We start from the raw sequence: 26,313 nt of genomic DNA, 5'->3' as shown, positions 1-26,313 counted from the left end.
ATCAATCTTCAATAAACAAAAAATAATGAAACTTAACATCTTAATTTTCACTCTACTAATCGGTAGTCTTTTGGTCATGAACGGTTGTGGCGATGATAGTTTTTCTTGTGAAGATGGCAAACAAAATCAAGGTGAAACAGGCATTGATTGTGGTGGACCTTGTCCCAATTGTGCTTATATGCGTACCTGTACGGATGGTATTCAAAACGGCGAAGAATTGGGGGTGGATTGTGGTGGGCCTTGTCCTGCTGCTTGTCCCGACCAACCTACAACTCCTGTAATCAATGCCGTTTTTGAAGCAGAGGTGAACGGCACTGCTTGGTCTGCAAAAGAGGCTGGCGGTGATATTGTAAATGAAACACTGACTATTTCAGGCTTGGATAGTGATGGTATAGGAAATGACTTCACTATTACCATCACTTATAGCGAAGAATTTACTACCCGCTCAGGCAACTTTGACATGATTACGAATACCGCATTCATTACAGGAACGGGTATCAATGGTGATTGTATTGCTCAAACAGGCACAGTCACTTTCTCTAAGTTCGATATGACAAATCGATTGGTTTCAGGTACTTTTTCGTTTACTTGTCAAGATGCAGATGGAATAGAAGTAGCTGTTTCTAACGGTAAATTTGAGAATATTCCTTTCTGATTCCATCAATTTGCTACACAAGAATGGAAACGCCCTTTGTCTTTTTAGATAAAGGGCGTTTTGTATTTAATAGACAGTGAACTGCTTACAGCACACTTGACGACTATCTATATGCAAGGTTTGTAATAAAGCTACGGAAAAACGCAACAAAGGTTTCATTTTATTTTAAATTTGTCACATAATTGTAATTTTTCTCGCCTATTCTCTCTAATTTACCAATCCTTAAATATTTAAAACCATGAAAAAAGCCATACTTTTACTAAGTATCTGCTACTTAGTTTTGTGTAGTAACTTGAAAATATCCGCCCAGTGTACCTATGAAAACCTTTCCCATCAACCTGCTGCATTTCCCAATCCTTTTGACGGAAGGGCATTCCTGCTTTCCCAACAATTTGTGTTGTTTGCTCAGGGAAAATCCTTCAAAGCTGCCGATGATTTTGAAGTACCTGAAGGCATGACGTGGATGATTGATGCTGCAAGTGTAGAGGGTGTTTTTTCAATTCTCAATTTTCAAGGCAATTGTGAAAAATCCGTAGTAGAAGCGGTAGTTGCGGAGGTTTATGCCGATAAAGATGGCTTACCTGGTGAATTGCTTTGGCGAGAAGAAGTTCCGAGTATTATCAACACCAACAGTCCCAATTTTGAACTGATATTTGACAATCCACCAATTGTAGAAACGGGTAGATATTGGTTGTCTGTTTTCCCGATTATGCGAAATGAATGTGGCAACTGGTTTTGGGTGCAATCTTCACCAGGAAAACCTCGAATGAATTCAGCAGCCTACTTAGATAATATCTATGAGCAATGTAAAAATGTATGGGTAGATGGTACGGATAACTGTATTATAAATGAACACTTTACTACTCCTTCGGACTTGGCCTTTTCACTCAAAACTTGTGTACGAGTAACGGCAGAAGTGTTGTCTATTGTTGCTCCCCAAACCGAAGGCAATGCAACCGATAATACGGTTGTCGGGTTTCAGTTTGTTGGCGGACAAGCACCTTACACCTACCAATGGGACACCGATGGAACGGTATTTTGGAATGAAATAGCTCCAGGAATATTCAGGGTTGTTTATTTGGGCAGCAGCTACTGGAAAGTGACAGCTACTGATTCAAAAGGGCAAATTGGTATTTTCACCAATGACCCTCAGCCAAATGTAAATGGTAATGAAGGTGGATTGTTGGATGTTTATGACATTCAAATCACTCCAGAAAGCGGAGTTGCACAAAACGACGGTACTGCAACGTTTTGCATTGAAGGAGGCGCAAGACCCTATCTTATCCAAGCTTCTAATGGCGAAATCGTTACAGAAGTCGATGATTCTGGTTGCTTTACCTTGTCCAACTTAGCAGGTGGCAGTTATGATATTGAAGTAAGCGATAGCAGCAATCCTGGTTTTTTCACCACTGCCAATGCCTACATCAACCGTTTGGGAGGTAGAAGCAGAGCACGTGCAGGTAGAAACAAAGCTGTGGCAGAGGACATGACCAATGTTGTAGTTTTCCCCAATCCTTTCACCTACTCGACCAATATTGAGTTTTTAAGCACTGCGGATACTTTTGCAGAAGTGTTGGTGTATGATGTAAATGGACAAGAAATCACCAGTTTGTTTGACAAACAAGCCAATGCGGGAGAAGCTTACCGCCTTCACTTCAATGGCAGCACCCTCCAATCGGGCATTTATTTTGTGCAATTGAGAACGGATAGTGAAGTAATTACTAAGAAGATGTTGATGTATTGAGTTAGTAATTGGTGATTTGTGATTTGTGATTTGTGATTTGTGATTTGTGATTTGTGATTTGTGAATGGTAACTAACAACTGATTTATAAAGCAAAATGCTCAATTGTTTTGATAGAACAATTGAGCATTTTATTTATAAATCTGCAAAATCCACATTAATCAGCGAAATCTACAAAATCTGCGATTAAGCCTTGATTCGTTTGATGCTACAACCAATAGATTTGGTCGTACCTGGATCGATTGGTTTACCTTCAATCATGTTGTCCACTGCATTTTTGAGGTAAGGCACTTCCACTGTTGAAGCATCTTTCGGGCTGTCGTCAATGGCACCTTTATAGACCAATTCCATTTTGTTATTGAACAAAAATACATCGGGCGTTTTGGTTGCACCACAAGCATTCGCAAAAGCAGCATTTTCATCCACTACATACGAAAACTTGTAGCCATTCTCGTCTGCATAGGTTTTCATCGCATCATAAGAGTCATCGTCTTTTCGTTGGGCTTCATTGGAATTCACCGTATAAACGCCCACTTTTTTGCTCAAAGCATGGTTGGCAGCCGCCACATATCTATCTGCCCAAGCCACTACATAAGGGCAAGTATTGCAGGAGAATGTTATCAGCAAACCATTTTCCATTGCAGCCTCTTTTGGAGCAATCTTTCCACCCGAAATATCCATCATAGCCACATCATCCATCGGCAATTTATCACCCAATTCCAATTGTTGAATTGCATCTGGAGCATTGCTTACTGTTCGTGTTTCAGACGTATTTTCTGCAGTTTTAGCTTCTGTTTCAGGAGCTTTCGTATCGTTGTTATTCGCTTGTTCAGCCGAGTTGGTACAGGCAGCAAAACCAATGAGTGCCACCATCAATAAATAAATAATTCGCATAATTTTACGTTATTTTGGGAAATGATAAAATAAATAAACAAAGCACAAACACCCCTGAAACTGAAAAGTTTAAATTCAATGCTCATAAGCTTTTGCAGCCTGATTGAAGAATAGATCAAAATTTTGCGTTTTTCTACGATTGGGTGTTTGTGCTTCATCATATTTACCAAAATTAACATTTTAAACCATTATTTGCGAATTTTTAACATAAAAAAACGCTTTATATCTCCGTTCAAACTTCAAAACTACACAAGCAAAAACCTCTGCGTTCAATCTACAAAGTAGCCACCAAATAACTAGCCTCCTTAATCGCCTTCTTCGCATCTAATTCTGCCGCCACATTCGCTCCTCCAATCAAATGCACCGCCTGACCGCTTTCCTTCAAAACATCGTACAAATTCCGCAAAGGCACTTGACCCGCACAAATCACCACGTTGTCGACCTCCAAAACTCGGTATTCATCCATCACCGAAATATGCAAACCCACATCATCCACTTTGTGATAAGTCACATTCGCCAACATATTCACCCGCTTCATTTGCAGACTCGCACGATGAATCCATCCAGTTGTTCGACCCAAATCCTTGCCATGTTTGCCTTTCGAGCGTTTGAGGAGGAAAATCTCTCTAGCAGAAGGAGAAGGCTTTGGCACTTCCAAAGAACCCGCCGTTTTGTAGTCCATATCCACGCCCCATTCTTCCATATACAGCTCAGTGTCAAGGCTTGGCAATTTACCCTCATGTGCCAAAAACTCCGCCACATCGAAGCCAATACCACCAGCTCCTACAATCGCCACACTTTTACCCACAGTTTTTTTGTCGTACAATACCTCTGCGTAATTCAATACTTTGGGATGGTCAATACCTTCAAAAGTCAATTTTCGAGGTAAAACGCCTGTCGCTAAAATGATTTCATCGTAGTTTCCTTCCTTCAATTCCTCCGCACTCACTCGGTGATTCAACTTCAACTCAACTCCATGTTTTTGAATCATCGCATCGTAGTAGCGAATCGTTTCTGCATATTCCTCTTTCCCAGGAATCACTTTCGCCATGTTGAACTGACCGCCAATCTCGCTTGCCGCTTCAAACAAATACACCTCATGCCCTCTCTCTGCTGCAATTGTAGCTGCCGCCAAACCCGCAGGTCCAGCACCGACTACTGCAATTTTTTTGGGATTCGCAGTCGGCTCAAAGTTCAATTCCGTTTCGTGACAGGCACGAGGATTCACCAAACAAGAAGTCAATTGACCATTGAAGGTATGATCCAAACAGGCCTGATTGCAGGCAATGCAGGTATTGATTTCGTGCGCTCGATTTTCCATTGCTTTGAGAACCAGATTTTCATCCGCCAAAAACGGGCGAGCCATCGACACCATATCCGCACAACCCTCCTCCAAAATCTGCTCTGCCACATCGGGCATGTTGATGCGGTTCGTAGCCACCAAAGGAATGTTCACCTCACCCATCATGCGCTTCGTCACCCACGCAAAACCACCTTTCGGTACAACCGTACCAATCGTTGGGACTCTCGCTTCGTGCCAACCGATGCCCGTGTTGATAATCGTTGCACCAGCCGCTTCAATCGCTTTCGCCAGTTGCACCACTTCCTCCCAAGTGCTGCCTCCTTCTACCAAATCCAACATCGAAAGGCGGTAAATAATGATGAAGTTTTCGCCCACTCGTTCTCTGGTACGGCGCACAATCTCAATCGGCAATTTGATGCGATTTTCGTAGCTGCCACCCCATTCATCCGTTCGGCGATTGGTACGCTGCACAATGAATTGATTGATAAAATAACCCTCCGAACCCATCACTTCTACCCCATCATAACCTGCCAACTGTGCCATTGCTGCACAGTGTACATAGTCTTCAATTGTCTGTTCGATTTCCTCACTACTCAAAGCCTTTGGCGTAAAAGGATTGATAGGCGCACGCACTGCCGAAGGCGCAACTCCTTTGTTGTGATAGGCGTAGCGACCACTGTGCAAAATCTGCATACAAATCTTGCCGCCTTCTTTGTGAACTGCTGCTGGAATCACTTTGTGCGCTTCGACCTCTTCCATAGTCGTCAATTTTGAAGCATGGAAACTCACTGCTCCCTCCAAATTCGGAGCAATTCCGCCTGTTACAATCAGCCCAACTTGCCCTTTGGCACGTTCTGCATAAAAAACAGCGGCTCGCTCCAATCCGCCTTTGATTTCCTCCAAATTGGTGTGCATCGAACCCATCAATACCCGATTCTTCAATGTCGTAAAACCGAGGTCAAGAGGAGATAGTAGTTTGTCGTACATATTGTTTGATTGGATTTTATTGTTGATTTTTTTGGAGGACAAATATAGGGATAAAAAAGGGAGCTACTTCAATCGTTGAATGGAGTAGGAGAGAATATTGTATATTTGTAGGAAAAGATAAAAGCAATGAAGAAAAAATTCAATGTGACAGGAATCTGCTATCCTGAACAGCATTACATGATGGATAACAACAATAAGTTATCAGAGGTGATGGAATTGATAGAATTTGGAGAATACTTCACCATCAATCGCCCACGCCAATATGGAAAGACGACTACGCTACATTTTTTGATGGAACGGTTAAACAGTTCCGATACCTATTTCCCGATTGCACTGAACTTTCAAGGCATTGATAGAAGTTGGCATGAATCTGATTATACTTTCGCACAAATGTTTGCCAATCAATTGTTTGACTTTTTTGAAATCCCTCACCTAGGCATTGCCGATTTTATCAAAGAACAAAAAGAAGCGATTCACAATTTGGATGATTTGTCAAAAGTCATCACCCATTTAGTCAATCAATTTGATAAAAAACTGGTCTTGTTGATAGATGAAGTAGATGCAAGCAGCAACTACGATGCTTTTTTGAGTTTTTTAGGAATGTTGCGAACCAAATACCTCGCTCGCAAAAACCCTCGACATTATACTTTCCATAGCATCATTCTGGCAGGAGCGCACGACATTAAATCATTGAAGTACAAACTACGCAATAGTAAAGATGCTCAATACAATTCTCCGTGGAATATTGCTACGGATTTTAATGTGGACATGAGCTTCAATCCCAAAGAAATAGCTCCGATGCTCGAACAGTATTCGGAAGCAGAGGGCGTAATTATGGATATTGCTGCGATTGCCGAACGCTTGCATTATCACACAGCAGGTTATCCCTTTTTGGTGAGTCGTTTGTGCAAGATAGTGGCGGAAGAAATACTGCCCAAAAGAGAGGTGAAAACGCTGTGGACATTGGATGATATTGAAGAAGCCGTTCAGATATTGTTATTGGAGAACAACACCAATTTTGACAGCTTGATTAAGAACTTGGAGAACCATCAGGATTTATACGATTTGACCTTTCGGATTTTGATTGATGGAGACAAAGTGGCGTACAATCCCGACAATTCGGTCATCAAAATGGGTATATTGTATGGCGTTTTTAAGCGAAATGGTCATGTGAAGATTCACAACCGCATTTACGAGCAACGCATTTACAACTACATGGCCTCCAATATGGAAGTGGGATTAAAGAAAGCCGCCCAATACAATTTTGAGAACCAATTTTACCTGCCCGACAATGGTTTGGATGTTGAAAAAATCCTGTTGAAGTTTCAGGAGTTTATGAAAATGGAATACAGCGACAAAGACCAAGATTTTTTGGAGCGAGAATGGCGGTTGATATTTTTGGCATTTATCCGTCCGATTGTGAATGGCAGTGGCTACACCTTCAAAGAACCCCAAATCTCACAAGAGAAACGCTTGGATGTGGTCATTACCTTTTTCCAACGCCAATACATTGCAGAATTGAAGCGGTGGAATGGACTCAACTGCATGAAGAAGGAGTAAAACAGTTGGCGGACTACCTCGACCTTCAAAACCAAACAAAAGGCTTTTTGGTGATTTTTGAGTACCGCACCGCCAAAACTTGGCGCAAGGAATGGATTAGGTATGAAGATAAGGAGATTTTTGCAGTGTGGATTTAGGGATGGAAATGGTGTATATTTGTAGGAAAAGATAAAAGCAATGAAGAAAAAATTCAATGTGACAGGAATCTGCTATCCTGAACAGCATTACATGATGGATAACAACAATAAGTTATCAGAGGTGATGGAATTGATAGAATTTGGAGAATACTTCACCATCAATCGCCCACGCCAATATGGAAAGACGACTACGCTACATTTTTTGACAGAAAAATTGGAAACATCAGAAATGTATTTTCCCATAGCCTTGAATTTCCAAGGAATAGATAGCGAATGGTTTGAATCCGATACAAGTTTTGCACAAATGATTGCCAATCAGTTGTCAATGGTTTTAAAGGTTACTGCCCCCAATTTATCCGCTTTTCTTCAAGATAAGAAAGACATACAAAAGATGGATGAACTTTCTGACATCATTACAGAGCTTGCTCATCAGATGCCTAAAAAAATGGTGTTGCTGATAGATGAAGTAGATGCAAGTAGTAATTACAACGCCTTTTTGAGTTTTTTAGGAATGTTGCGAACCAAGTATCTGTCACGAACAAAATCCTATCATTATACTTTTCATAGCGTTGTTCTTGCAGGAGTACACGACATCAAATCATTGAAGTACAAACTACACAACCCTGAAGATGCTCAATACAATTCTCCGTGGAACATTGCTATAGATTTTAAGGTGGACATGAGCTTCAATCCCCAAGAAATAGCTCCGATGCTTGAGCAGTATTCGGAAGCAGAGGGCGCAACTATGGATATTGCTGCGATTGCCGAACGCTTGCATTATCACACAGCAGGTTATCCCTTTTTGGTGAGTCGTTTATGCAAAATAGTGGCGGAAGAGATACTGCCCAAAAGAGAGGTGAAAACGCTGTGGACATTGGATGATATTGAAGAAGCCGTTCAGATATTGCTATTGGAGAACAACACCAATTTTGACAGCTTGATTAAGAACTTGGAGAACCATCAGGATTTATACGATTTGACCTTTAGGATTTTGATTGATGGAGATAAAATTGCTTTTAACCAGTATAATTCAACTATCTATAAAGGAGTTTTGTATGGAATATTCAAAAGAAATGGGCATGTCAAAATCCATAATCGAATCTACGAACAGTTGATTTACAACTACATGGCCTCCAATATGGAAGTGGGATTAAAGAAAGCCGCCCAATACAATTTTGAGAACCAATTTTACCTGCCCGACAATGGTTTGGATGTTGAAAAAATCCTGTTGAAGTTTCAGGAGTTTATGAAAATGGAATACAGCGACAAAGACCAAGATTTTTTGGAGCGAGAATGGCGGTTGATATTTTTGGCATTTATCCGTCCGATTGTGAATGGCAGTGGCTACACCTTCAAAGAACCCCAAATCTCACAAGAGAAACGCTTGGATGTGGTCATTACCTTTTTCCAACGCCAATACATTGCAGAATTGAAGCGGTGGAATGGACCTCAACTGCATGAAGAAGGAGTAAAACAGTTGGCGGACTACCTCGACCTTCAAAACCAAACAAAAGGCTTTTTGGTGATTTTCGAGTACCGTACCGCCAAAACTTGGCGCAAGGAATGGATTAGGTATGAAGATAAGGAGATTTTTGCAGTGTGGATTTGAGGAAAAGACGCTGCTACAAATTTCCGTCTTGCAAGTGAACTATTTACCCAATTTTTCCTTAGAATACAAGAGCAATAATTCCTCCTCTACAAAACATAAATCATCGGTACTATGGAACTCACAATGTCGAAAGCAAATACTACGAACATTCAGCAACTTTTTGATTCTCATAAAGAAAACCAATACAAAGTTGGAAACACAACTGCAAAAGAGCGCATCCACAAACTGGACAAGCTACATGTTGCGGTAGAAACCACCTATCGAGAAGCACTTAGAGAGGCTATGTATAAAGACTTTAAGAAGCATCCTTCGGAAGTAGATTTAACCGAAATCTATGTCGTTACCACCGAAATCAAGCACGCCAAAAGCCATCTGAAAAAATGGATGAGCAAAGAAAAGGTCAGCACGCCGATGTCCATGATGGGTTCTTCCTCGTGGATTCACTACGAACCCAAAGGCGTATGTTTGATTATTTCGCCGTGGAACTTTCCGCTCAACCTCACCTTCGGGCCTCTTGTTTCTGCCATTGCAGCAGGCAACACCGTCATGATTAAACCTTCAGAATATACGCCACATACTTCGGCAGTGATGAAAAAAATCATCGAAACGCTTTTCCCTTCCAACGAGATTGTAGTCGTTGAAGGAGGCGTAGAGACTTCGACCGAACTGTTGGAACTGCCCTTCAACCACATCTTTTTCACAGGCGCACCGAGTATCGGCAAAATTGTGATGAAAGCTGCTGCCAAAAATTTGACCTCCGTAACACTTGAATTGGGGGGGAAATCGCCTACAATCGTGGACGAAACCGCCAATTTGGAGCAAGCTGCTGCCCGTATTGCATGGGGAAAATTCCTCAACAATGGTCAAATATGTATTGCGCCCGATTATGTGTTTGTCCACAAATCCAAAAAGGATGAATTTGTGGATTTGGTGGGTAAAAAATTAAAGGAATTTTATGGCGACGATGCTTCGACATCTGACGCTTACAACCGCATTGTCAATGGCAAACACTTTGAGAGAGTTCGCTCTTATTTGGAGGATTCGGTAGAAAAAGGGGCAAACATAGCGTATGGCGGGAAATCCAATATTGCCACCAATTATATGGACCCAACGGTGGTAACGGACGTACCATTGAAGTCCAAATTGATGGAAGAAGAAATTTTTGGCCCCATTTTGCCCGTCAATGAATACACTGATTTGCAAGAAGCGATTGACTTCATCAATGCCAACGAGAAACCTTTGGCACTCTACATCTACTCCAAAAACAAAAAAAATATCAACCGTATCATGGACAATACGAGGGCTGGCGGAACGTGTATCAACAACAACGATGTGCATTTCTTCAATACCCACCTTCCTTTTGGCGGAGTGAACAACAGTGGTATCGGCAAAAGCCACGGATTCTATGGATTCCAAGCGTTTTCCAATGCTCGAAGTGTATATGAACAAAAAATACCTGGCGCACTCGAACTCCTAATGCCGCCCTACAACAACACCAAACAAAAATTGATTGACTTGACCATTAAGTGGTTCTAAAAAAGTTTTGATTTAGACCTCGGAAGTTTCCGCTATCACTAACTTCCGAGGTTTCATTTTGCAAATTTTAAAAATCATTTCTTTGGACGATGTAGCCATTTCTATTTAGGGCATCACTTGTTAAATGAAGGCTAACGAAGGAATTGTTTAATAAGATAATAGATTTACAAGTTTCATTTGCATGTTCATAATCATACATATAATTGAAGTAAACTTTCTCTTATGCAAAAAGAGTTGTAGTAAAAAGCAGCAGAAATAGGTATATTCGTATGGTATTCATTATTTGAAGTTTGAATAAAAATAGCAAGAATTTATACTATCACCAACTTCTTCTCTGGTTTCCTTTCCTTCAATGTTGACTCCGTACAAACACAAGTCGCTTTTCCAACCTTCAATGCCTCACTTCTCTGCCCTTCAAATCATAGAGCTGTAGAACCGCATCATTTTATTTCCCATTCGCTCATTTTCCCTCAATTCTCCGTACTTTTGCAGCCGTTTTTTTAAATACCCAAACACGTAGAGAAGTTTTAGTAAAACGTCTCTACAAATACACAAACCAAACCAAGTTGCGATTACAAAGCATTGAATTAAAAGGCTTCAAGAGTTTTGCGGAGCGAACAGTGATTCACTTCAATCAAAACATGACGGGCATCATCGGCCCGAACGGCTGTGGTAAATCCAATATTGTAGATGCGATTCGGTGGGTATTGGGTGAGCAGAAAAGCAGCAGTTTGCGACTCAAAAAGATGGACAACCTCATCTTCAATGGCACTCAAAACCGAAAACCAGCAGGGCGAGCAGAAGTTTCGCTGATTTTTGAGAACACCAAAAACCTACTGCCTACCGAATTCACCACCGTTGCCGTCACCCGCATTTTGTACCGAGAAGGCAACAGCGAATACCGCATCAACAACGTTGCCTGCCGCCTCAAAGACATCTCCGATTTGTTTCTCGACACAGGCATAGGCAGCGATTCCTACGCCATCATCGAACTGTCCATGATTGGCGACATCCTCAAAGACAAAGAAAACTCCCGCCGCCGACTATTTGAACAAGCCGCTGGCATCTCCAAATACAAACTCCGAAAAAAGGAAACCCTCTCCAAATTGGAGGCAACAGACGGAGATTTGGAGAGAGTTGAAGACTTACTTTTTGAAATTGAAGCCAACCTCAAAACCCTTGCAAGACAAGCAAAACGGGCAGAAAAACACGAAAAACTGAAAAGTGAATTTAGGGAACTGAGCATCGAATTGGCATTGTATCAGATTGCAGACCACCAAAAAAGTTTTGCGGGATTGCAGCAAGAACAAAAACAAGAGGAGGACAAAAAAACCAAGCTGCAAACGCAAATCCATCAATTGGAAGCCACCATTTCTGAAAAAAAACAAGCCGTACTTGCCAACGAACAGCAATTGGGCGAATTTCAGAAAGCCCTCAATGAGCATGTCAAACACCTGCAAGAGCAAGAAAATCAAAAGAAACTGCTGCGCCAAAACCTTCAATTTCTGCAAGAAAAAAATACCAATCTTCAACAGCAGATCACCACTGCTACACAGCTAACCAACAGTCTGCAGAGCGAAATCAAAACGCTTCAAGAAAAAACGGAAATCGAAAAAAGCAGCCTTGACCACATCCAAAAACAACTGCAAACCTTCAAAGCAGCCGTTGACACCATCAAAACCGAACACCAACAAGCGACTGCCAACCGAAACCTATTGCAGCGAAGCTATCGAGAGTTGGAGAAAGCGGTTTTTGAAGTAGAGAAAAAAATGGCCGTTCAGCAGACCCAACAAGAAAATTTGCAGCGAGAAATACAATCCAATCACCTTCGATTTGAATCTCAACAAAGTGAATTAGCGGTTTTCAAAGAAAATTGGGAAAAAGCGAAAGCCGAAAAAACGGCTGCAATGACCGAACTTCAACAAAACAAATCAGAAGAAACCGAACTGCAAAAACAACTGAGCCAACTGCAAAAAGACATTGACAAGCAACAAAAAGAGGCCAACCTACTCAACCGAGAATTGGACTCCAACCGCAACGAATACAAACTCACCAAAAGCTTGGTGGACAGTTTGGAGGGATTCCCCGATTCGGTCAAGTTCCTCAAAACCCACAAAAAATGGCAAACCGATGCACCGCTTCTGCTCGATATTCTGAACTGTGAGGAAGCATACAAAGTGGCACTCGAAAACTACCTTTCGCCCCATCTGAACAGCTATATTTTGGAGGATGTAGAAACGGCTATGCAAGCCATTGACCTCTTGCAGCAAGCGCAAAAAGGAAAGGCGAGCTTTTTTATTTTGAGTGATTTTGAGGAGGAAGCGGGAAGCAAGAAGCGAGAAGTAGGAGGTGAGAAGAAGGAGAATGAAGGCAGAAAGCAAGAAGTAGGAAGTGAGAAGAAGGAGAATGGAGAACCAAATATCTCTCTTCAACATCAAAATTCAAATATCAAAAATCATACATCACAAATCATACAAGAAGAAACTATTGCAGCTACCAGCATTTTGAAGGTAGAAAAAAAGTACGAACCACTTTTACACCTCCTCCTTCAAAACGTCTATATCCTCCCTACTTCCCACCTCTCGCTTCCCACTTCTCACCTCTCCAATATCAACTTAATCACCCAAGACGGTCGCATCATTCGCCAAAAAGCAAGCATCAGTGGCGGTTCGGTAGGAGCGTATGAAGGAAAACGGATTGGTCGCCGACAACAATTGCAGCAATTGCAGAAAAGCATCAAGGAGGTCGAAGAAAAACAACAGTCGCTGCAAACCGCCATTCAATCACAGCAAAACGAATTTCACCAAACCCGCAAAAAGCTAAACAACAAGCGACAACTCTATCAACACCAACAAACCGAAATCAACAAACTGGACAACAAATTGGTGGGTTTTCGGCTGAAGGTAGAGAACGCCACTAAGTTTATGGGTGAAAGCAATGACCGCACCGAAAGCCTAAAAAACCGCATTGAAGCCATCGGCAAAGAGGTGGACGCATTGCAGCAAAGTTTGGAGGAAAAAAAAGCGGAACTGCAATTGCAGCAAGGAAAATTGGAGGAAAGTGAAACGCATTTTCGGGAAATGGAAACCGAAATGCAAGCGGCAAATCAACGCTTCAATCAGCAAAACATCGAATTTCACAAGCAAGAGAACCGCCTCAACAGCATCCAACAAAACCTGCAATTCAAGCGCAAGCAGTACCAGGATACACAACGTCAACTGGAACAAAACCAGCAAATCCTGCAAAAAGGCGATGGCGAAAGTGTAGAGATTGAAGCCAAATTGGAAGTCATTGAAGGAGGCTTGGGCGCATTGTACGACAAAAAAACGGTGTTGGAAAAAGAGGTCAACGAATCCGAAACGGTGTATTACAAACTACGTGGTCAGGTGAACGAAATGGAAGAAGAAATCCGCACCTTGAACCGCAATCGAAACTTGGTGGAAGAACTCCTAACGAGCATCAAAGACCGCACGAATCAACTCAAAATCCAACTGCTCTCACTCAAAGAACGCCTATCGTTTGCCTTCAAAATAGAACTCAATGACCTACTCGACCAATCTCCTTCGGGCGAATACGAACAAGCGGATTTGACTGCAAAAGTCGACAAACTACAATCTCAATTGGAGCGTTTTGGGGAGGTCAATCCGTTGGCGGTCACAGCGTATAAGGAAATGAAGGAACGTTATGACTTCATCATGGAACAGCGGGCCGATTTGCTGACTGCCAAAGAGTCGCTGATGAAAACCATCCAAGAAATTGAAGTGAAAGCGACCGACAAATTCATGGAGGCTTTTGAGCAAATACGGGAGAATTTTGTGGAAGTGTTTCGTTCTTTGTTTACACCCGACGACCAATGCGACCTCATCTTGCAAGACCCCAACGACCCACTCGAATCTCGCATTGACATTATCGCAAAACCAAAAGGCAAACGCCCTCAAAGCATTGATCAGCTTTCGGGAGGTGAAAAATCGCTGACGGCTTTGGCCCTGATTTTTGGATTGTACCTGTTGAAGCCCGCCCCTTTTTGTGTGTTGGACGAGGTCGATGCGCCTTTAGACGACAACAATTTGGGGAAATATACTCGTTTGATTGAGCGTTTTTCGGTAGATTCGCAGTTCATCATCGTGACGCACCGCAAGCCTACTATGGCGGCAGTTGATGTGGCGTATGGCATTACGATGCAGCAACAGGGGGTTTCGATGGTCGTGCCGTTCAACTTTAGTGAGTGGGAGGCGGAGAAATGAACAGGGAGGGGTTTGTTGGCTTCTATGATTTTGAAGTTTGAACGCTGAGAACGAGAGGTTTTTTTAGTATTTTGTCCTTGTTTTCTCATGGTTCAAGTATGTTGTATTGCAGAAAGAGGGTAAAAAAGCTACCTTCGCCTAATTCATCGGAAACAATTATTTTCATGGGTATTACCTTGTATTTGTTGATCATTGTGGTGTGTTGTGTGATTATTTGGCGGGCAAGCGACGGTTTTGAAACGGCTTCTCAATACTTGGGGCGCAATCTTTCGGACGGAGTACGGGGCGCAACTATCAATGCAATTGGGAGTTCGATGCCTGAATTGTTTACAACGCTTTGGTTTTTGTTTGCTTTAGAACACAAAGATGGTTTTTCGGGTGGAATCGGTACAACTGCGGGAAGTGCCATCTTCAATGGAATGATTATTCCTGCAATCGTTATCTTAGCCGTTGTAGGCTATGGCATTACGAAATCCATTCGGGTATCAAAAAAGGTAATTTTGAGAGATGGCTTGTCGCTCATTGTTGCAGAAATACTGCTTATTTTAATTATTAGCGGTAATACGCTCTATTGGTGGCATGGCATGTTGTTGATGGGAATTTATGGCGTATATGTGTTTTTTATGCTGCAAACGATGACCAAATCAGAATTGAAAGCATTTGGGGGGGAAGTGGATGAGGACTTGGACAATGTGGAGCGCAGAAGCTTCAAAAACGCACTTTTGGCATTGGATTTAGAGGCCATGTTCTTGGGGCGAAAATCTATTCATACTGCTAATGCTTGGCTCTTGATAGGGGTTTCGGTGTTTGTGATGGGAAGTGCTTGTGCAGCATTGGTTTATGCCTGCGAAGAATTGGGTCAGACGCTTGGCATTCATACTTTCTTTGTGGCGGTTGTCATTGCGTCGGCTGCAACGAGTGTGCCAGATACCATCATTTCGTATAAGGATGCCAAACGAGGTGAATACGATGACGCAGTAGCCAATGCCTTGGGTAGCAATATTTTCGATATATGTTTTGCGCTTGGATTACCCTTGTTTTTGTTTACGATGGTGAATGGAACGATTGAGATGAACCAAGAAACCATAGAGCAGGTAAGCGAACTTTGGGTGCTGCTGTTACTGCTTACCATTGTTGCGTTTTTGATTTACTACATTGGCGACCAAATGGGTCGAATCAAGGCCTTTTTGCTTTTGGGCATTTATGTTGTGTTCACCGCCTATATTTTGGCAAGTGCCTACGAAGTTGAAGCAACTCAAACGATTGGGGCGTTTTTGCGAAGTTTGATTGGAGTTTAGAAATCACTCTTCTTTGGTGAACACAATCAACTCGGCGTGTTTTTCGACTACTTTATCAAAAAACGTTTGAAGTGCAGGATATTCGAGTGTGCTAAAACCTACATTGTTGATTTGCAGTGTACTGATTACCTGAACCTGATTGGGCTGTGGACTGTAAACGACCTGAAAAGTTGCTCCTTCACCTTCCATCGTAATGGCTGAACTTTCAGGAATGTCCTCTACCTTATAGCCTTTGGGTAGGTCAATCATAAAACGACTCACCATTTTTAAGGGATAATTGAAGTCAATCGGAAACAATCTTTCCTTCAAGGTGAAAGGATTTTTGGAGAAACCCGTTGTTGCAAAGGTATTGAAGTAAAGCCTAGTGCCGTCACCTGTCACAAATTTATCACTGTCGATTTCATATTGAGCAACCAACAAGTTTTTAGGCTCTGTTTTGTTTTGAAATTTATAATTCCTTGCTTCCCCATCTGTCCAATCTTCAATCATTGCATTGAGGTATTCTTTCTCTCCCATCAAATCCAAATTTTCTTGTTCCATAACCGCCCCATATCCTTCATTTTTTTCCATCACCATTGCCGTCACTTCCGCCTCATCGTTCCATTTGATATGCACGTTGACGGTTTCGGTCAATGTCGTACTTGGCTCGATTTCTACCCATTCTACATCAGGCTTTTTCAGCACAAGAGCCGTACAATTGACAAGATTTTGTGGGACAATATTGTAAGGGCGGTATTTGTTTTTAGCATCCAAAATATGGTATTTATCGCCAATTTTTGCCCGACAAATCAGATGGTTAAATCTCAGTAAGTAGGGATAACCTTTAACCACTGCCCCATGATTGCGGGTACTAATGAGCATCAAATCTGTTTCAATACCAGCATCTTGCAGCATCAGTGCCAACAATAAATTGATTTGAACACCCGAACCTTCTCGTTTTTCATAGACTTCATTCAGTTTTTCATAACTATACAAACCATAATCCTCACTCCAATTGATATTCGCTCGAACATGGTCGTAAATAGCAATCATCTTTTGCTCTGTATCCGCTATGTTTTCATATATCGGTCGTACTTCCTTCAACAGCTTGTTGTTCCCCTTCAAATGCGCTCCTAAGTTATCCGACTCCAATAGGTCTTCAATCAACTCCTCCCATTTATGAAACAGGGCGTTGGTGAACCCCGTACCTGATACATAAGAATGTAGTTGGAACTCTACCTTTGCGTAATAATCTCGCAGGTTTTTGGTGTAAGGTTCTGAGCGAAAAGCGGGTATGTTTTCTAAATAGTAGCGATAAACTTCTCCTTTGGCATTCGGGCTACCAAGCGTAATGTTTGATTGTTCACTGACCATCTTGTTGATGAGTACACCCGTTGGAATCGTCACATAGGACGTATATTTGGGAGGCATAAAACGAATTTCGCTCCAAAGTCTTGGCTCAGTGCCTTGAAAATACCACGGATCAATAAATACCTGAACATCAGTCAACTTTTTGAAGCGGTACTCAATTACCGACCCTACTTGTGCGCCTGGAATCGAAAACACTTTGTAGCTTAAATATTCATTTGCCTTTTCTGTGTGAATATCGTCTTTCTCCAACACTACTTTTTTCACCGTGCCATCTTCTTGAAGCGTGAAAGACTGTGCTTCAATGTATTTGATTTCTTCTTTTTGTGAATGGTAATAGGACAATTTTTTGGAAGCATATTCCAATCCTTCTTCGGTAAGAATTTTAATGCGGATAAAATATTTTAGTGCTGTATAACTATCATAGTCAATGTCTTCCCCAAAAACTTCTCCATAATCCCCCAAATACAATACAGAAGCATCAGGGTCGGGTTCGTAAGCGGTCATTTTGAGGTGTTCTTCGTCAATTTCACCCCAAGTCATGAGTTCGTGTTCGGCAAAACTATTGAAGGAAGAGAATACAAGTGTAAAACACAACAGTTTGATAATAAGCCTATTTTTCATAAAATTTTGCAGTATTGAATATGTAAAACGAATAACACCGCTAATATAATAAAATATTTGTGCATTAAAAAAAGTAAGTTTATTTAGCGTTAAAATATCCGCATGAGTCTTTCTTTTTTTGGGCCTTCCATTGTTTTTTAGCAAAACCTCGTTTTACACTAAACCCATTCCGACTTTTCTTGTCCATTACTATACACCCTAAAAGTTTCTTCATCCGCTTTGTCGCCACCTCACTTCAAATAAAACATTCAAGTTTTAAGCATAATTTTTTGATTAGCTGATATAAAGAAATACAAGTTTCAAATACTGCATTTATTGAAAAAAATAATACCCATAAATTTGGAAAACCCACAATAGCTGCCTAACTTAAAGGGGCAATTTCAAAAGTTGCTGTATCTCACACTCAACATTTCAATTGACCAAGCTATTGTGTAATTGTATTTTGGCAAATAGTTTGCTTGATTAAATTGAAGTACATTTGGCTCTTGTGAATAGTTGAATCTCTTCACTTTCTAATCTTTTTAACCTCCAAGTTTATACCATTGTAATATAAATTACAAATTTGACTTCCAAAAACCTGCAAAAAGGATATTTTTGAGTAGTTAAATTTCGTTTGATTATTACCAAATTTAAGTATTGATAGACAATGCAATGAATTATTAAAACAGCTATAAAAACTATGACCTTGTGTAAATTTTTTGTTGGAATATGTGTTTTGTTTACTGCCATCATCTGCCAAACAGGGGCTGCAGCACAGGTAACGTCTAGTTCTGCTTCAACTGAATATCCACTGGCACAAGCCAATTGGGTCGAAATGCAAATGAAGAAAATGAACCCAGAAGAGCGAATTGGGCAGTTGTTTATGATAGCAACTTATTCCAACAAAGATGAAGGACACAAGCAATTTACCGCCAACTTGTTGAAGAAATACAACATTGGAGGAGTGATTTTTATGCAAGGAACGGCACTTCAACAAGCCCAAATGACCAACTATTACCAAGCTGTTTCCAAAATTCCTTTGCTGGTTTCTTTGGATGCTGAATGGGGTTTGAATATGCGTCTGAACGACACCCCAAGATTCCCCAAACAATTGACTTTGGGTGCAATACAAGATAATCGCCTCATTTATGAAATGGGTAGAGAAATAGCCCGTGAATCTAAGCGAATTGGTACACACGTCAATTTTGCACCCGTTGTGGACATCAACAACAATCCCAATAACCCTGTTATCAACGACCGTTCTTTTGGCGAGGACAAATACAATGTGACTGCCAAAGGATTGGCCTATATGCAAGGAATGGAAATGGGAGGTATCATCGCTTGTGCCAAACATTTTCCTGGGCATGGTGATACTGACACCGATTCTCACCATGCACTTCCGATCATCAAACACAGTCTTGACCGCCTATTGAGTGTTGAATTACATCCCTTTAGAGAAATGGCGCAGCGAGGAATTGGCGGTATGATGGTGGCTCATTTATCTGTTCCTGCTTTGGACAATACGCCCATATCTGGAACGAGCATTGGCGCAAATACACCGACCATGCCAACTACTTTGTCGAAACGAGTTGTGACCGATTTGTTGAAAGACCAATTTGGTTATACAGGTTTGGTATTCACCGATGCGTTGAATATGCAGGGAGTGGCGAAGTATTTTGAGCCAGGAATTGTGGATGTAAAGGCACTTTTGGCGGGCAACGATGTATTGCTTTTTTCGCAAGATGTGGGCAAAGGCATTGAAGAAATCCAAAAAGCCATCAAACGAGGAGAAATCACGCAAGAGGAAATAGATAGCCGAGTGCGTAAAATCCTCAAAGCCAAATATCGAGTAGGTTTGCATACTCCTGAATCTATTCCTCTTGCTGGTATTCAACAAGATATATCCATGCCTCATGTGGAATTATTGCAGCAGCATCTGTATGAAAATGCACTCACTTTGGTACAAAACAATCGCCGCTTGATTCCCTTCAATGAGTTGGACAAAAAACGTTTTGCATCTTTATCCATTGGCGTATCTACTTTATCCACGTTTCAAGAAACCTTGGGTAAATACGCTCCTTTTGCACACCATACTTTGAAAATGTCGGACAGTAACGCTGCTTTTGATGCCAAATTTGATGCCTTAAAAAGCTATGACCCTGTGGTCATTAGTATTCACGACATGAGTAAATCGTTCAGCAGAAACTTTGGTATTAGCCCACAAGCACTCAAGTTGATTGGGCGATTGCAGCAAGTGACCAATGTAGTGATTACCGTTTTTGGAAGTCCTTACAGCCTCAAAAACTTCGACAATAGCCAAACGGTTTTGATGGCGTATGAAGAAAATAAAATGACCGAAGACCTTTCTGCTCAGTTGCTTTTTGGAGCGATTGCAGCTAAGGGAAAACTGCCTATCACTGCTTCCTCCAACTATGTGTATGGACAAGGATTGACCACAAGCGGTGGTCTTCGATTGAAATACACCATCCCCGAAGATGTGGGCATTAGCCGAGACGATTTGCAGCAAATAGATTTCATTGCTCAAGGCGCAGTAAGGAATGGCGATACTCCTGGTTGTCAGGTTTTGATAGCGAAAGATGGCAAAGTGATTTACCAAAAGTCATTTGGTTATCACACCTACAAAAGGCGTGTCAGCGTAAAAGATACAGACCTTTACGACTTGGCTTCTATCACCAAGGTTGCTTCTACGATTCCTGTTTTGATGGATTTGGAAGAACAGGGGCAATTGAACTTATACAGTACTTTGGGAAACAATTTTCCAGAATTGAAATACACCAATAAAAGCAATCTTTTTTTACGGGATATTTTGATACACGAATCGGGTTTGAGGGCATGGATTCCGTTTTATGAAGAGACCATTCCGATTCGCAGCAAAGTCTATAAAACCCAGCCTGATGAACAATTTAGCATTGAAGTAGCTAAAAATATGTATATGGATAAAAGCTACGTGGACAAAATATTTTCCACTATCAATGATTCTGATTTACCCACAGTTGGCAAATACAAGTACAGCGATTTGGGTTATTTTTACTTCAAAAAATACATCGAAAATAAAACAGGTAAACCCCTAAACGAGTATGTTGAACAACGATTTTATCAGCCGCTTGGATTGAGTACGATGGGTTATTTGCCTACCAAAAGATTCAGTAATTACAGCATTGTCCCCTCAGAATATGATGGTAAATGGCGACGACAAGAAGTAAATGGATATGTGCATGATATGGGTGCAGCTATGTTGGGAGGAGTAGGTGGACATGCAGGTTTGTTTAGCAATGCGAACGACCTCGCTATTTTGATGCAAATGTTGCTCAACAATGGTTGGTATGGCGGTCAGAGATACCTCAATGCAGGAACTATTCAAAAATTCACATCTTACCAAAAAGAGGGAAATCGGCGTGGCTTGGGATTTGACAAACCTGAACCAAATCCCCGAAACCTGGCAAACACTACCCGCAAAGCATCCGGTGAAACCTTTGGACATACTGGATTTACAGGAACTTGTGTATGGGCAGATCCTCAACAAGATTTGGTATATGTGTTTTTGTCTAACCGCACTTTTCCGAATATGGACAATTTTAAGTTGGTGAAAAGCAAGGTTCGAGAGCGCATTCACGAAGTGGTGTATGATGCGATTGAAAAAGGCAAAGAAAGAAGCACGGATTTAAGGTTTTAGTTTACGCCACTTCTTTTCCTTCAAAATTTTAACCAAACGAAAATTCACATTTTTCTGCTCATCGTATTCAAATGACCTGTCAAAACCTATCAATCCCAGATGATTAGCGTAGTAACTAATTTGACTAAAGGTGAATAGTTCTTCGTAAGTATCACTATTCACGCTGTGTAGGGCATCTTTAAAACAAACGGTATAATAGTTCTTTCCTCTATATTGCGGTGGACTGCAGCTGTTTATGTGTGTTCTTTCCTTCGCAAAAAATAAGGTTTCATTTTCGTCATTGTTGAAGAGCATAGACCATCTAATGGTTTCATCTGCTTTTTGTTGCCAACGAAAAACATCATTTTCTACCAATTCAACCGTATCACCTTTGCCTTTTTCATCAAATTGAATCAGTTGTTCTAGTTTGCTACCTGTGCTATCTATCCATTCTACTGCCAACTCTGTAATCTGAAAATCAGCATTGTAAACCTGTGTCGTCAGTATCCATTTTTCGTTTTTTTCCACTGATTTCATTTTCCAATATTGCGTCAATTCGGGTTTTTGGGCTACTTCAAATTGATAAACCTTTGTTTTTTGCAGTTTATTGATTGGAAAAAAACAATCCTCTAAGTTTTGAGCAAATAACAACTGGGATAGCAGTGTAAACATAAACAACAATAGAAGCCTGTACATGGTGATTTCACTTAAATGGATGAAATAAAATTTTACCAACACTTTCAAAAGTAAGGTATTTCTTGGATTGTTTAAAATACCAATCGATGTGAGCACCAATAATTGTGTACTCATTCTACCGCCTCATTCAGCAAAACAAAGTGGTAGTGGTCTTCCCAAGTATCGTTTATCTTCAAATATTTCTTAGCATACCCCTCATTTTCAAAGCCTAATTTTTTGACCACTTCAATGGAAGGTAAGTTTCGGGGCATGATATTGGCCTCTATTCGATGCAATTGAAGTTCTTCAAAAACATAGCGAATCACTTCCTTCAATGCCTCCGTCATCAGTCCTTGATTGCGTTCCTCTTTGTCTATTTGGTAGCCCAAATGACAAGACCAAAATACTCCTCTGATAATGTTGGAAATACCGACATTGCCAATTATTTTTTCGGGGTGGTTTTTTTTGAAGAGGTGAAACCTTAGACCTTTTCCTTGTTTGAAGTCTTCAGATTGAAGGTGCAGATTGACTGCTTGTTTTTCAAGTGTATAATAATCCTCTCCTCTTTTGGCAGACCACGGCTTTAGATATGTTCGGTTTCGGAGGTGAAAATCAAGTACTAAAGAGGCATAACCTTCATTCAATATGCCCAATTTTAACCTGTCTGTTTCTATTGTAAAAAGCATATTTATAGTGACTTATCTTTGACCCTGTTCACCAACTCTGCAATAATCCGCAGACCATCCAAAGTCAACTTCCTATCAATCAAATCGTATTCGGGCTTCAAATTTTCCAAAACACCACTCAATCCACCCGTAGCAATGACCACACAATCCTCCTTCAATTCTGCTCGATGTCGCTTCAATAAATGACTGACCAAACCTTCAAAACCTATCAAAATTCCCGCTTGTATGGCATGAAACGTATTTGTACCCATCACCGAATCAGGAACGACCAAAGGCACTTCTGGTAGTTGAGCAGCGTTCAAAAACAAAGCTTTGATGGTGGTTTTGATGCCAGGTGCAATCGCAACGCCCAGCAATTTTCCTTCTTTAGAAACGGTAGTGAAAGTCAGCGCAGTACCAAAATCCACTACCACACAATTGCGATTCGGGAAATGTGTCATTGCAGCCATAGCATTCGCCACCAAGTCTGTTCCGATTTCTTCGGAGGAAGGAAGGTGAAGGGGTAAATGAGGATACGTTTTAGTGCCTATCAGGTAAGGAGCAACACCAAAAACCTTGACCGCCGAATCTACAATCACATCGGTAAGCGCAGGAACGACGCTACTCATAATGATTTGACGAACAGAGCGTATATCCAAATTCGTTTCTTCAATTTTCGTGTGAAGTTGCTGCTGATAGACTTCACCAGATTGTCCTATTTGGGTTTCCATCCGCCATTCATGTGTCCATGCACCATTTTCATATACTCCAATAACAACATTGGTATTGCCAAGGTCTATGACTATTAGCATTTTGAAGTGAAGGTTTAGGGGTGAATATTTAGGTTTTTGTTTTTGTTTTTGCAAGATAGCAACAAAATTAGAATTTAGACGACGGTATGGAATGTGATAAAAATAATATCTTTTATTGTGGTAGCTACAACCAAATACACCAGATTGATGGTAAAATGGGGATTCGCAACAAAAAAATAAGAATTTTTTTGGAGGAAATGAAAATTTTTTATTAAAATATTAAAATTCAGATTACTAAATCAAATAGTTTAATGGAACTAGCAATTATAAAAGATATAAATAAAGATTATATTGAGGCAGTTAGATTATATGAGGATATTATCAATAGTGACTATGCTTCTTTAGTAATTTATACAAATTTGGCTTTTTTATATTGGGAGTTTGCAGCGGAGCAAATATCTTTTAATGAGCCAAATGATATTTCTGACGAATGGAGCTTAATTGGGGGCGAAAAATATAAAGAAGTTATTGAACAGGGATTAAAAAAATACCCTAATAGTTTGGAGTTAAAATTTTGGAGGAGATACCTTCATTATCGTCTTTTTTTTGAAAAATTTACTCAACAAGAATGTGAGCAATTGATATTAGATCATAAAGAAGATGAAAGTTTAGTTCCTTATTTTTATTTGTATTTGTTTTGTAAGAGAAAGTATAAGATACAAAGGGATAAATTACTTCAAATTTGTAATGAAGTTCCAACTGCAAAGTTCAATTATATAAAATCAATTATTGGATGAAAAATAATCTTGCTTTCAAGCAGCAAATACATTTTTAATTTTTTCAAAAACACGACAATATCATGAAACCAAAAAACATCCCCAAAATAATCACCCTACTCCTACTACTATTAGGAAGCACCTGCTTATTAAATGCCCAACCCAATTGCGGCATCAATTACACCTACGACAATGCAGGCAACCGCATCAAACGCTCACTCTGTATTTCAGGAGGTTCGGGAAAAACAGCAGACAATGAATTACCTGCTGATTTAGTTGAAGGACTTACGGAGAATACAGGTGTTGAAGAAGAAGAAGTTGTAGAACAACTCAATGCCGAGGAAAACGATTTAAGCCCAATGATTGTATTTCCCAATCCATCCTCTGGAAAATTCAGCATTGAAGCCGAATATTCCTCACAAGCCATCATCAGGGTTTTTGATATGTCTGGACGGGTATTGTGGCAGCAAAATTACACTTCAAAGACCATAGACCTCACTCATTTGAGCAAGGAATATGCCTTTAATAAAGTAGGGTACTACTACGAGACATTCAACAATCGTAGAATAATATTTCCTTAAAATCAAAACCATGAATATATATAAACTTATTTTTATTTGCGGAGTCTTAACCTTAACTAGCTGTGATATTCCTGGATATTTAGATGTAAAAAACTGTACTAAAAGTGATGCATATTATTTAACTTATTCACAAACAGCAGAAGGAATCAAGGATACTATTATTATTGAAATCCCACCAAATCAAACTAAAGGAATGTTATTTGGATTTGGTCAGCATTGGACTGATGATGGTATCCGAGATTATTTGTCTCAAGTGAATAAGATTGAGATAATAACGAGTAAGGATACAATCTCAATGACAGATAAAAAAGAAATGTATCTCTATTTCCAAAAAAGGAGAAAAGGTTTATTTAAGCAGATTTTAAAAATAAAAGTAGAATAAAAACTCACACTTCGCACCCTTTTTTTCAAAAAAGCAATTAACTCATTTTTGCAATTCATTTAATAATATTGAATTATAAATATCAATAATTTTTAACTTATTTTTTATAAATTCATTATTTGGCATCGACCTCCAATTTTAAGCAAACACTCTATGTATAATAAACATTCTTTAACTAAGAGAATCAAACTGTTTTTTGACTTTTATTCTACAAACAATTGATTTTTAGATTTTTAAAATTGAATTGTATTATTTGTTAAGGGTGAACTGTAAAAAAAATGAATTATCCAAAGATTTTTAAAGAGGTGCGGAACATAAGTAAAAAAGGGCTATTATTTTAATAATATTCAATTTGATATATTTTTTATTGCTATATTTTAATCTTAAACACAAAATATACCAACCATGAAACCAAAAAACATTTCATCAATAATCACCCTAATTCTACTGCTATGGAGTTGGTAATAGAAGAATAATTCTAACAGGCCACTCGCCCACAAATGGGCTTAATTGTTACTTGATTGTAAACTCCATTCATAGCCCATGAATTAATTCATGGGCTACGAATGGGAACAATTTTTAGCGAAATATCGTCATAAAGGAAATAAATCAGGTTAATTTATATGGAAATTAAACATTGCAAATATCAATGCCTGTGCTGCGAACACTATACTTTAGAGGTTAAACCAGATAATACCTTTCAACTTTGTCCTGTTTGCTTTTGGGAAGATGACGGTGTCCAATTAAATGATCCTAATTATGAAGGAGGTGCCAACCATATTAGCCTAAATCAAGCTCGCAAAAATTATAGAGAGTTTGGTGCAACGGAGTTAATATTTTTAGACGATGTTAGACCTCCATCAAAAGAAGAAAGGAGAGGATAATAATATCAAT

Annotated in this window: 19 protein-coding genes; 13 read left to right on the top strand and 6 right to left on the bottom strand. The window is 40.1% G+C overall.

Features of this window, described 5'->3' with window-relative positions:
• The first annotated feature begins 25 nt into the window (after positions 1-25).
• Both R3E32_22280 and R3E32_22275 read left to right on the top strand, forming a co-directional pair.
• The gene (locus R3E32_22280; GenBank protein MEZ4887477.1) at positions 26-655 is read left to right on the top strand and encodes a DUF6252 family protein; all 630 of its coding nucleotides are present in this window, start codon (positions 26-28) and stop codon (positions 653-655) included.
• Positions 656-893: 238 nt separating this feature from the next.
• Positions 894-2,399, top strand: coding sequence for a T9SS type A sorting domain-containing protein (locus R3E32_22275; protein MEZ4887476.1), 1,506 nt, complete (start codon positions 894-896; stop codon positions 2,397-2,399).
• A 184-nt stretch (positions 2,400-2,583) separates the two neighbouring features.
• On the opposite strand, the gene R3E32_22270 is transcribed toward R3E32_22275, so the two are convergent.
• Together R3E32_22270 and R3E32_22265 are read right to left on the bottom strand one after the other, a co-directional pair.
• Complete coding sequence (locus R3E32_22270; GenBank protein MEZ4887475.1) at positions 2,584-3,291, bottom strand: thioredoxin family protein; 708 nt, start codon at positions 3,289-3,291, stop codon at positions 2,584-2,586.
• A gap of 274 nt (positions 3,292-3,565) precedes the next feature.
• On the bottom strand, positions 3,566-5,581 hold the full coding sequence (locus R3E32_22265) for an NADPH-dependent 2,4-dienoyl-CoA reductase (GenBank protein ID MEZ4887474.1): 2,016 nt from the start codon (positions 5,579-5,581) through the stop codon (positions 3,566-3,568).
• Between the two features lie 126 nt (positions 5,582-5,707).
• Between R3E32_22265 and R3E32_22260 the strand changes: the two genes are divergently transcribed.
• The 6 genes from R3E32_22260 to R3E32_22235 all read left to right on the top strand — a co-directional run bounded on the left by R3E32_22260 (position 5,708) and on the right by R3E32_22235 (position 15,965).
• On the top strand, positions 5,708-7,141 hold the full coding sequence (locus R3E32_22260) for an AAA-like domain-containing protein (protein MEZ4887473.1): 1,434 nt from the start codon (positions 5,708-5,710) through the stop codon (positions 7,139-7,141).
• Positions 7,108-7,278: a hypothetical protein gene (locus tag R3E32_22255; GenBank protein ID MEZ4887472.1), complete on the top strand. Its 171-nt coding sequence runs from the start codon at positions 7,108-7,110 to the stop codon at positions 7,276-7,278. The genes R3E32_22260 and R3E32_22255 overlap by 34 nt, the downstream gene beginning before the upstream one ends.
• A 40-nt stretch (positions 7,279-7,318) precedes the next feature.
• A complete protein-coding gene (locus tag R3E32_22250) occupies positions 7,319-8,887 on the top strand; it encodes an AAA family ATPase (protein MEZ4887471.1) in 1,569 nt (522 codons plus the stop codon).
• 111 nt (positions 8,888-8,998) lie between these two features.
• Positions 8,999-10,423, top strand: coding sequence for an aldehyde dehydrogenase family protein (locus R3E32_22245; protein ID MEZ4887470.1), 1,425 nt, complete (start codon positions 8,999-9,001; stop codon positions 10,421-10,423).
• A 566-nt stretch (positions 10,424-10,989) separates the two neighbouring features.
• Complete coding sequence (locus R3E32_22240; GenBank protein MEZ4887469.1) at positions 10,990-14,667, top strand: AAA family ATPase; 3,678 nt, start codon at positions 10,990-10,992, stop codon at positions 14,665-14,667.
• A 164-nt stretch (positions 14,668-14,831) separates the two neighbouring features.
• Positions 14,832-15,965, top strand: a complete 1,134-nt coding sequence (locus R3E32_22235) for a hypothetical protein (protein ID MEZ4887468.1) — start codon at positions 14,832-14,834, stop codon at positions 15,963-15,965.
• A gap of 3 nt (positions 15,966-15,968) precedes the next feature.
• Here the strand turns inward: R3E32_22235 and R3E32_22230 are convergent, their stop codons facing one another.
• Entirely contained in the window at positions 15,969-17,936 is a 1,968-nt protein-coding gene (locus R3E32_22230; GenBank protein ID MEZ4887467.1) for a DUF3857 domain-containing protein, read from the bottom strand.
• Positions 17,937-18,621: 685 nt separating this feature from the next.
• Between R3E32_22230 and R3E32_22225 the strand changes: the two genes are divergently transcribed.
• A complete protein-coding gene (locus R3E32_22225) occupies positions 18,622-21,609 on the top strand; it encodes a glycoside hydrolase family 3 N-terminal domain-containing protein (GenBank protein ID MEZ4887466.1) in 2,988 nt (995 codons plus the stop codon).
• Here the strand turns inward: R3E32_22225 and R3E32_22220 are convergent.
• From R3E32_22220 to R3E32_22210, 3 genes are all read right to left on the bottom strand, one after another.
• Positions 21,598-22,284, bottom strand: coding sequence for a hypothetical protein (locus tag R3E32_22220; GenBank protein MEZ4887465.1), 687 nt, complete (start codon positions 22,282-22,284; stop codon positions 21,598-21,600). The genes R3E32_22225 and R3E32_22220 overlap by 12 nt on opposite strands.
• A gap of 110 nt (positions 22,285-22,394) precedes the next feature.
• The gene (locus R3E32_22215) at positions 22,395-22,949 is read right to left on the bottom strand and encodes a GNAT family N-acetyltransferase (GenBank protein MEZ4887464.1); all 555 of its coding nucleotides are present in this window, start codon (positions 22,947-22,949) and stop codon (positions 22,395-22,397) included.
• A gap of 2 nt (positions 22,950-22,951) precedes the next feature.
• The gene (locus R3E32_22210; GenBank protein ID MEZ4887463.1) at positions 22,952-23,740 is read right to left on the bottom strand and encodes a type III pantothenate kinase; all 789 of its coding nucleotides are present in this window, start codon (positions 23,738-23,740) and stop codon (positions 22,952-22,954) included.
• 251 nt (positions 23,741-23,991) lie between these two features.
• Here R3E32_22210 and R3E32_22205 point away from each other — a divergent pair, with 251 nt between their 5' ends.
• The 4 genes from R3E32_22205 (at position 23,992) to R3E32_22190 (ending at position 26,303) form a co-directional block, all read left to right on the top strand.
• Positions 23,992-24,477 (top strand): hypothetical protein, encoded by a 486-nt coding sequence (locus tag R3E32_22205; GenBank protein MEZ4887462.1) that lies wholly within the window; start codon positions 23,992-23,994, stop codon positions 24,475-24,477.
• 62 nt (positions 24,478-24,539) lie between these two features.
• Positions 24,540-25,037, top strand: coding sequence for a T9SS type A sorting domain-containing protein (locus tag R3E32_22200; GenBank protein ID MEZ4887461.1), 498 nt, complete (start codon positions 24,540-24,542; stop codon positions 25,035-25,037).
• Between the two features lie 10 nt (positions 25,038-25,047).
• Positions 25,048-25,419 carry a hypothetical protein gene (locus R3E32_22195; GenBank protein ID MEZ4887460.1) on the top strand — a complete coding sequence of 124 codons (372 nt, stop codon included), beginning with the start codon at positions 25,048-25,050 and terminating at the stop codon, positions 25,417-25,419.
• 623 nt (positions 25,420-26,042) lie between these two features.
• On the top strand, positions 26,043-26,303 hold the full coding sequence (locus R3E32_22190) for a CPCC family cysteine-rich protein (GenBank protein MEZ4887459.1): 261 nt from the start codon (positions 26,043-26,045) through the stop codon (positions 26,301-26,303).
• Positions 26,304-26,313: the final 10 nt, after the last annotated feature.

The sequence above is a fragment of the Chitinophagales bacterium genome (genome assembly GCA_041392475.1).
Taxonomy (GTDB): Bacteria; Bacteroidota; Bacteroidia; order Chitinophagales; family UBA2359; genus JAUHXA01.
This window is presented reverse-complemented; position numbering and strand designations above follow the sequence as displayed.

Excerpts from the sequence above, each read along its gene's own strand:
- R3E32_22235 (MEZ4887468.1), top strand. The coding sequence starts at position 14,832 with ATGGGTATTACCTTGTATTTGTTGATCATTGTGGTGTGTTGTGTGATT.
- R3E32_22205 (MEZ4887462.1), top strand. The coding sequence starts at position 23,992 with ATGGAACTAGCAATTATAAAAGATATAAATAAAGATTATATTGAGGCA.
- R3E32_22270 (MEZ4887475.1), bottom strand. The coding sequence starts at position 3,291 with ATGCGAATTATTTATTTATTGATGGTGGCACTCATTGGTTTTGCTGCC.
- R3E32_22250 (MEZ4887471.1), top strand. The coding sequence starts at position 7,319 with ATGAAGAAAAAATTCAATGTGACAGGAATCTGCTATCCTGAACAGCAT.
- R3E32_22210 (MEZ4887463.1), bottom strand. The coding sequence starts at position 23,740 with ATGCTAATAGTCATAGACCTTGGCAATACCAATGTTGTTATTGGAGTA.
- R3E32_22220 (MEZ4887465.1), bottom strand. The coding sequence starts at position 22,284 with ATGTACAGGCTTCTATTGTTGTTTATGTTTACACTGCTATCCCAGTTG.
- R3E32_22195 (MEZ4887460.1), top strand. The coding sequence starts at position 25,048 with ATGAATATATATAAACTTATTTTTATTTGCGGAGTCTTAACCTTAACT.
- R3E32_22190 (MEZ4887459.1), top strand. The coding sequence starts at position 26,043 with ATGGAAATTAAACATTGCAAATATCAATGCCTGTGCTGCGAACACTAT.
- R3E32_22215 (MEZ4887464.1), bottom strand. The coding sequence starts at position 22,949 with ATGCTTTTTACAATAGAAACAGACAGGTTAAAATTGGGCATATTGAAT.
- R3E32_22245 (MEZ4887470.1), top strand. The coding sequence starts at position 8,999 with ATGGAACTCACAATGTCGAAAGCAAATACTACGAACATTCAGCAACTT.
- R3E32_22260 (MEZ4887473.1), top strand. The coding sequence starts at position 5,708 with ATGAAGAAAAAATTCAATGTGACAGGAATCTGCTATCCTGAACAGCAT.
- R3E32_22265 (MEZ4887474.1), bottom strand. The coding sequence starts at position 5,581 with ATGTACGACAAACTACTATCTCCTCTTGACCTCGGTTTTACGACATTG.
- R3E32_22230 (MEZ4887467.1), bottom strand. The coding sequence starts at position 17,936 with ATGAAAAATAGGCTTATTATCAAACTGTTGTGTTTTACACTTGTATTC.
- R3E32_22280 (MEZ4887477.1), top strand. The coding sequence starts at position 26 with ATGAAACTTAACATCTTAATTTTCACTCTACTAATCGGTAGTCTTTTG.
- R3E32_22275 (MEZ4887476.1), top strand. The coding sequence starts at position 894 with ATGAAAAAAGCCATACTTTTACTAAGTATCTGCTACTTAGTTTTGTGT.
- R3E32_22200 (MEZ4887461.1), top strand. The coding sequence starts at position 24,540 with ATGAAACCAAAAAACATCCCCAAAATAATCACCCTACTCCTACTACTA.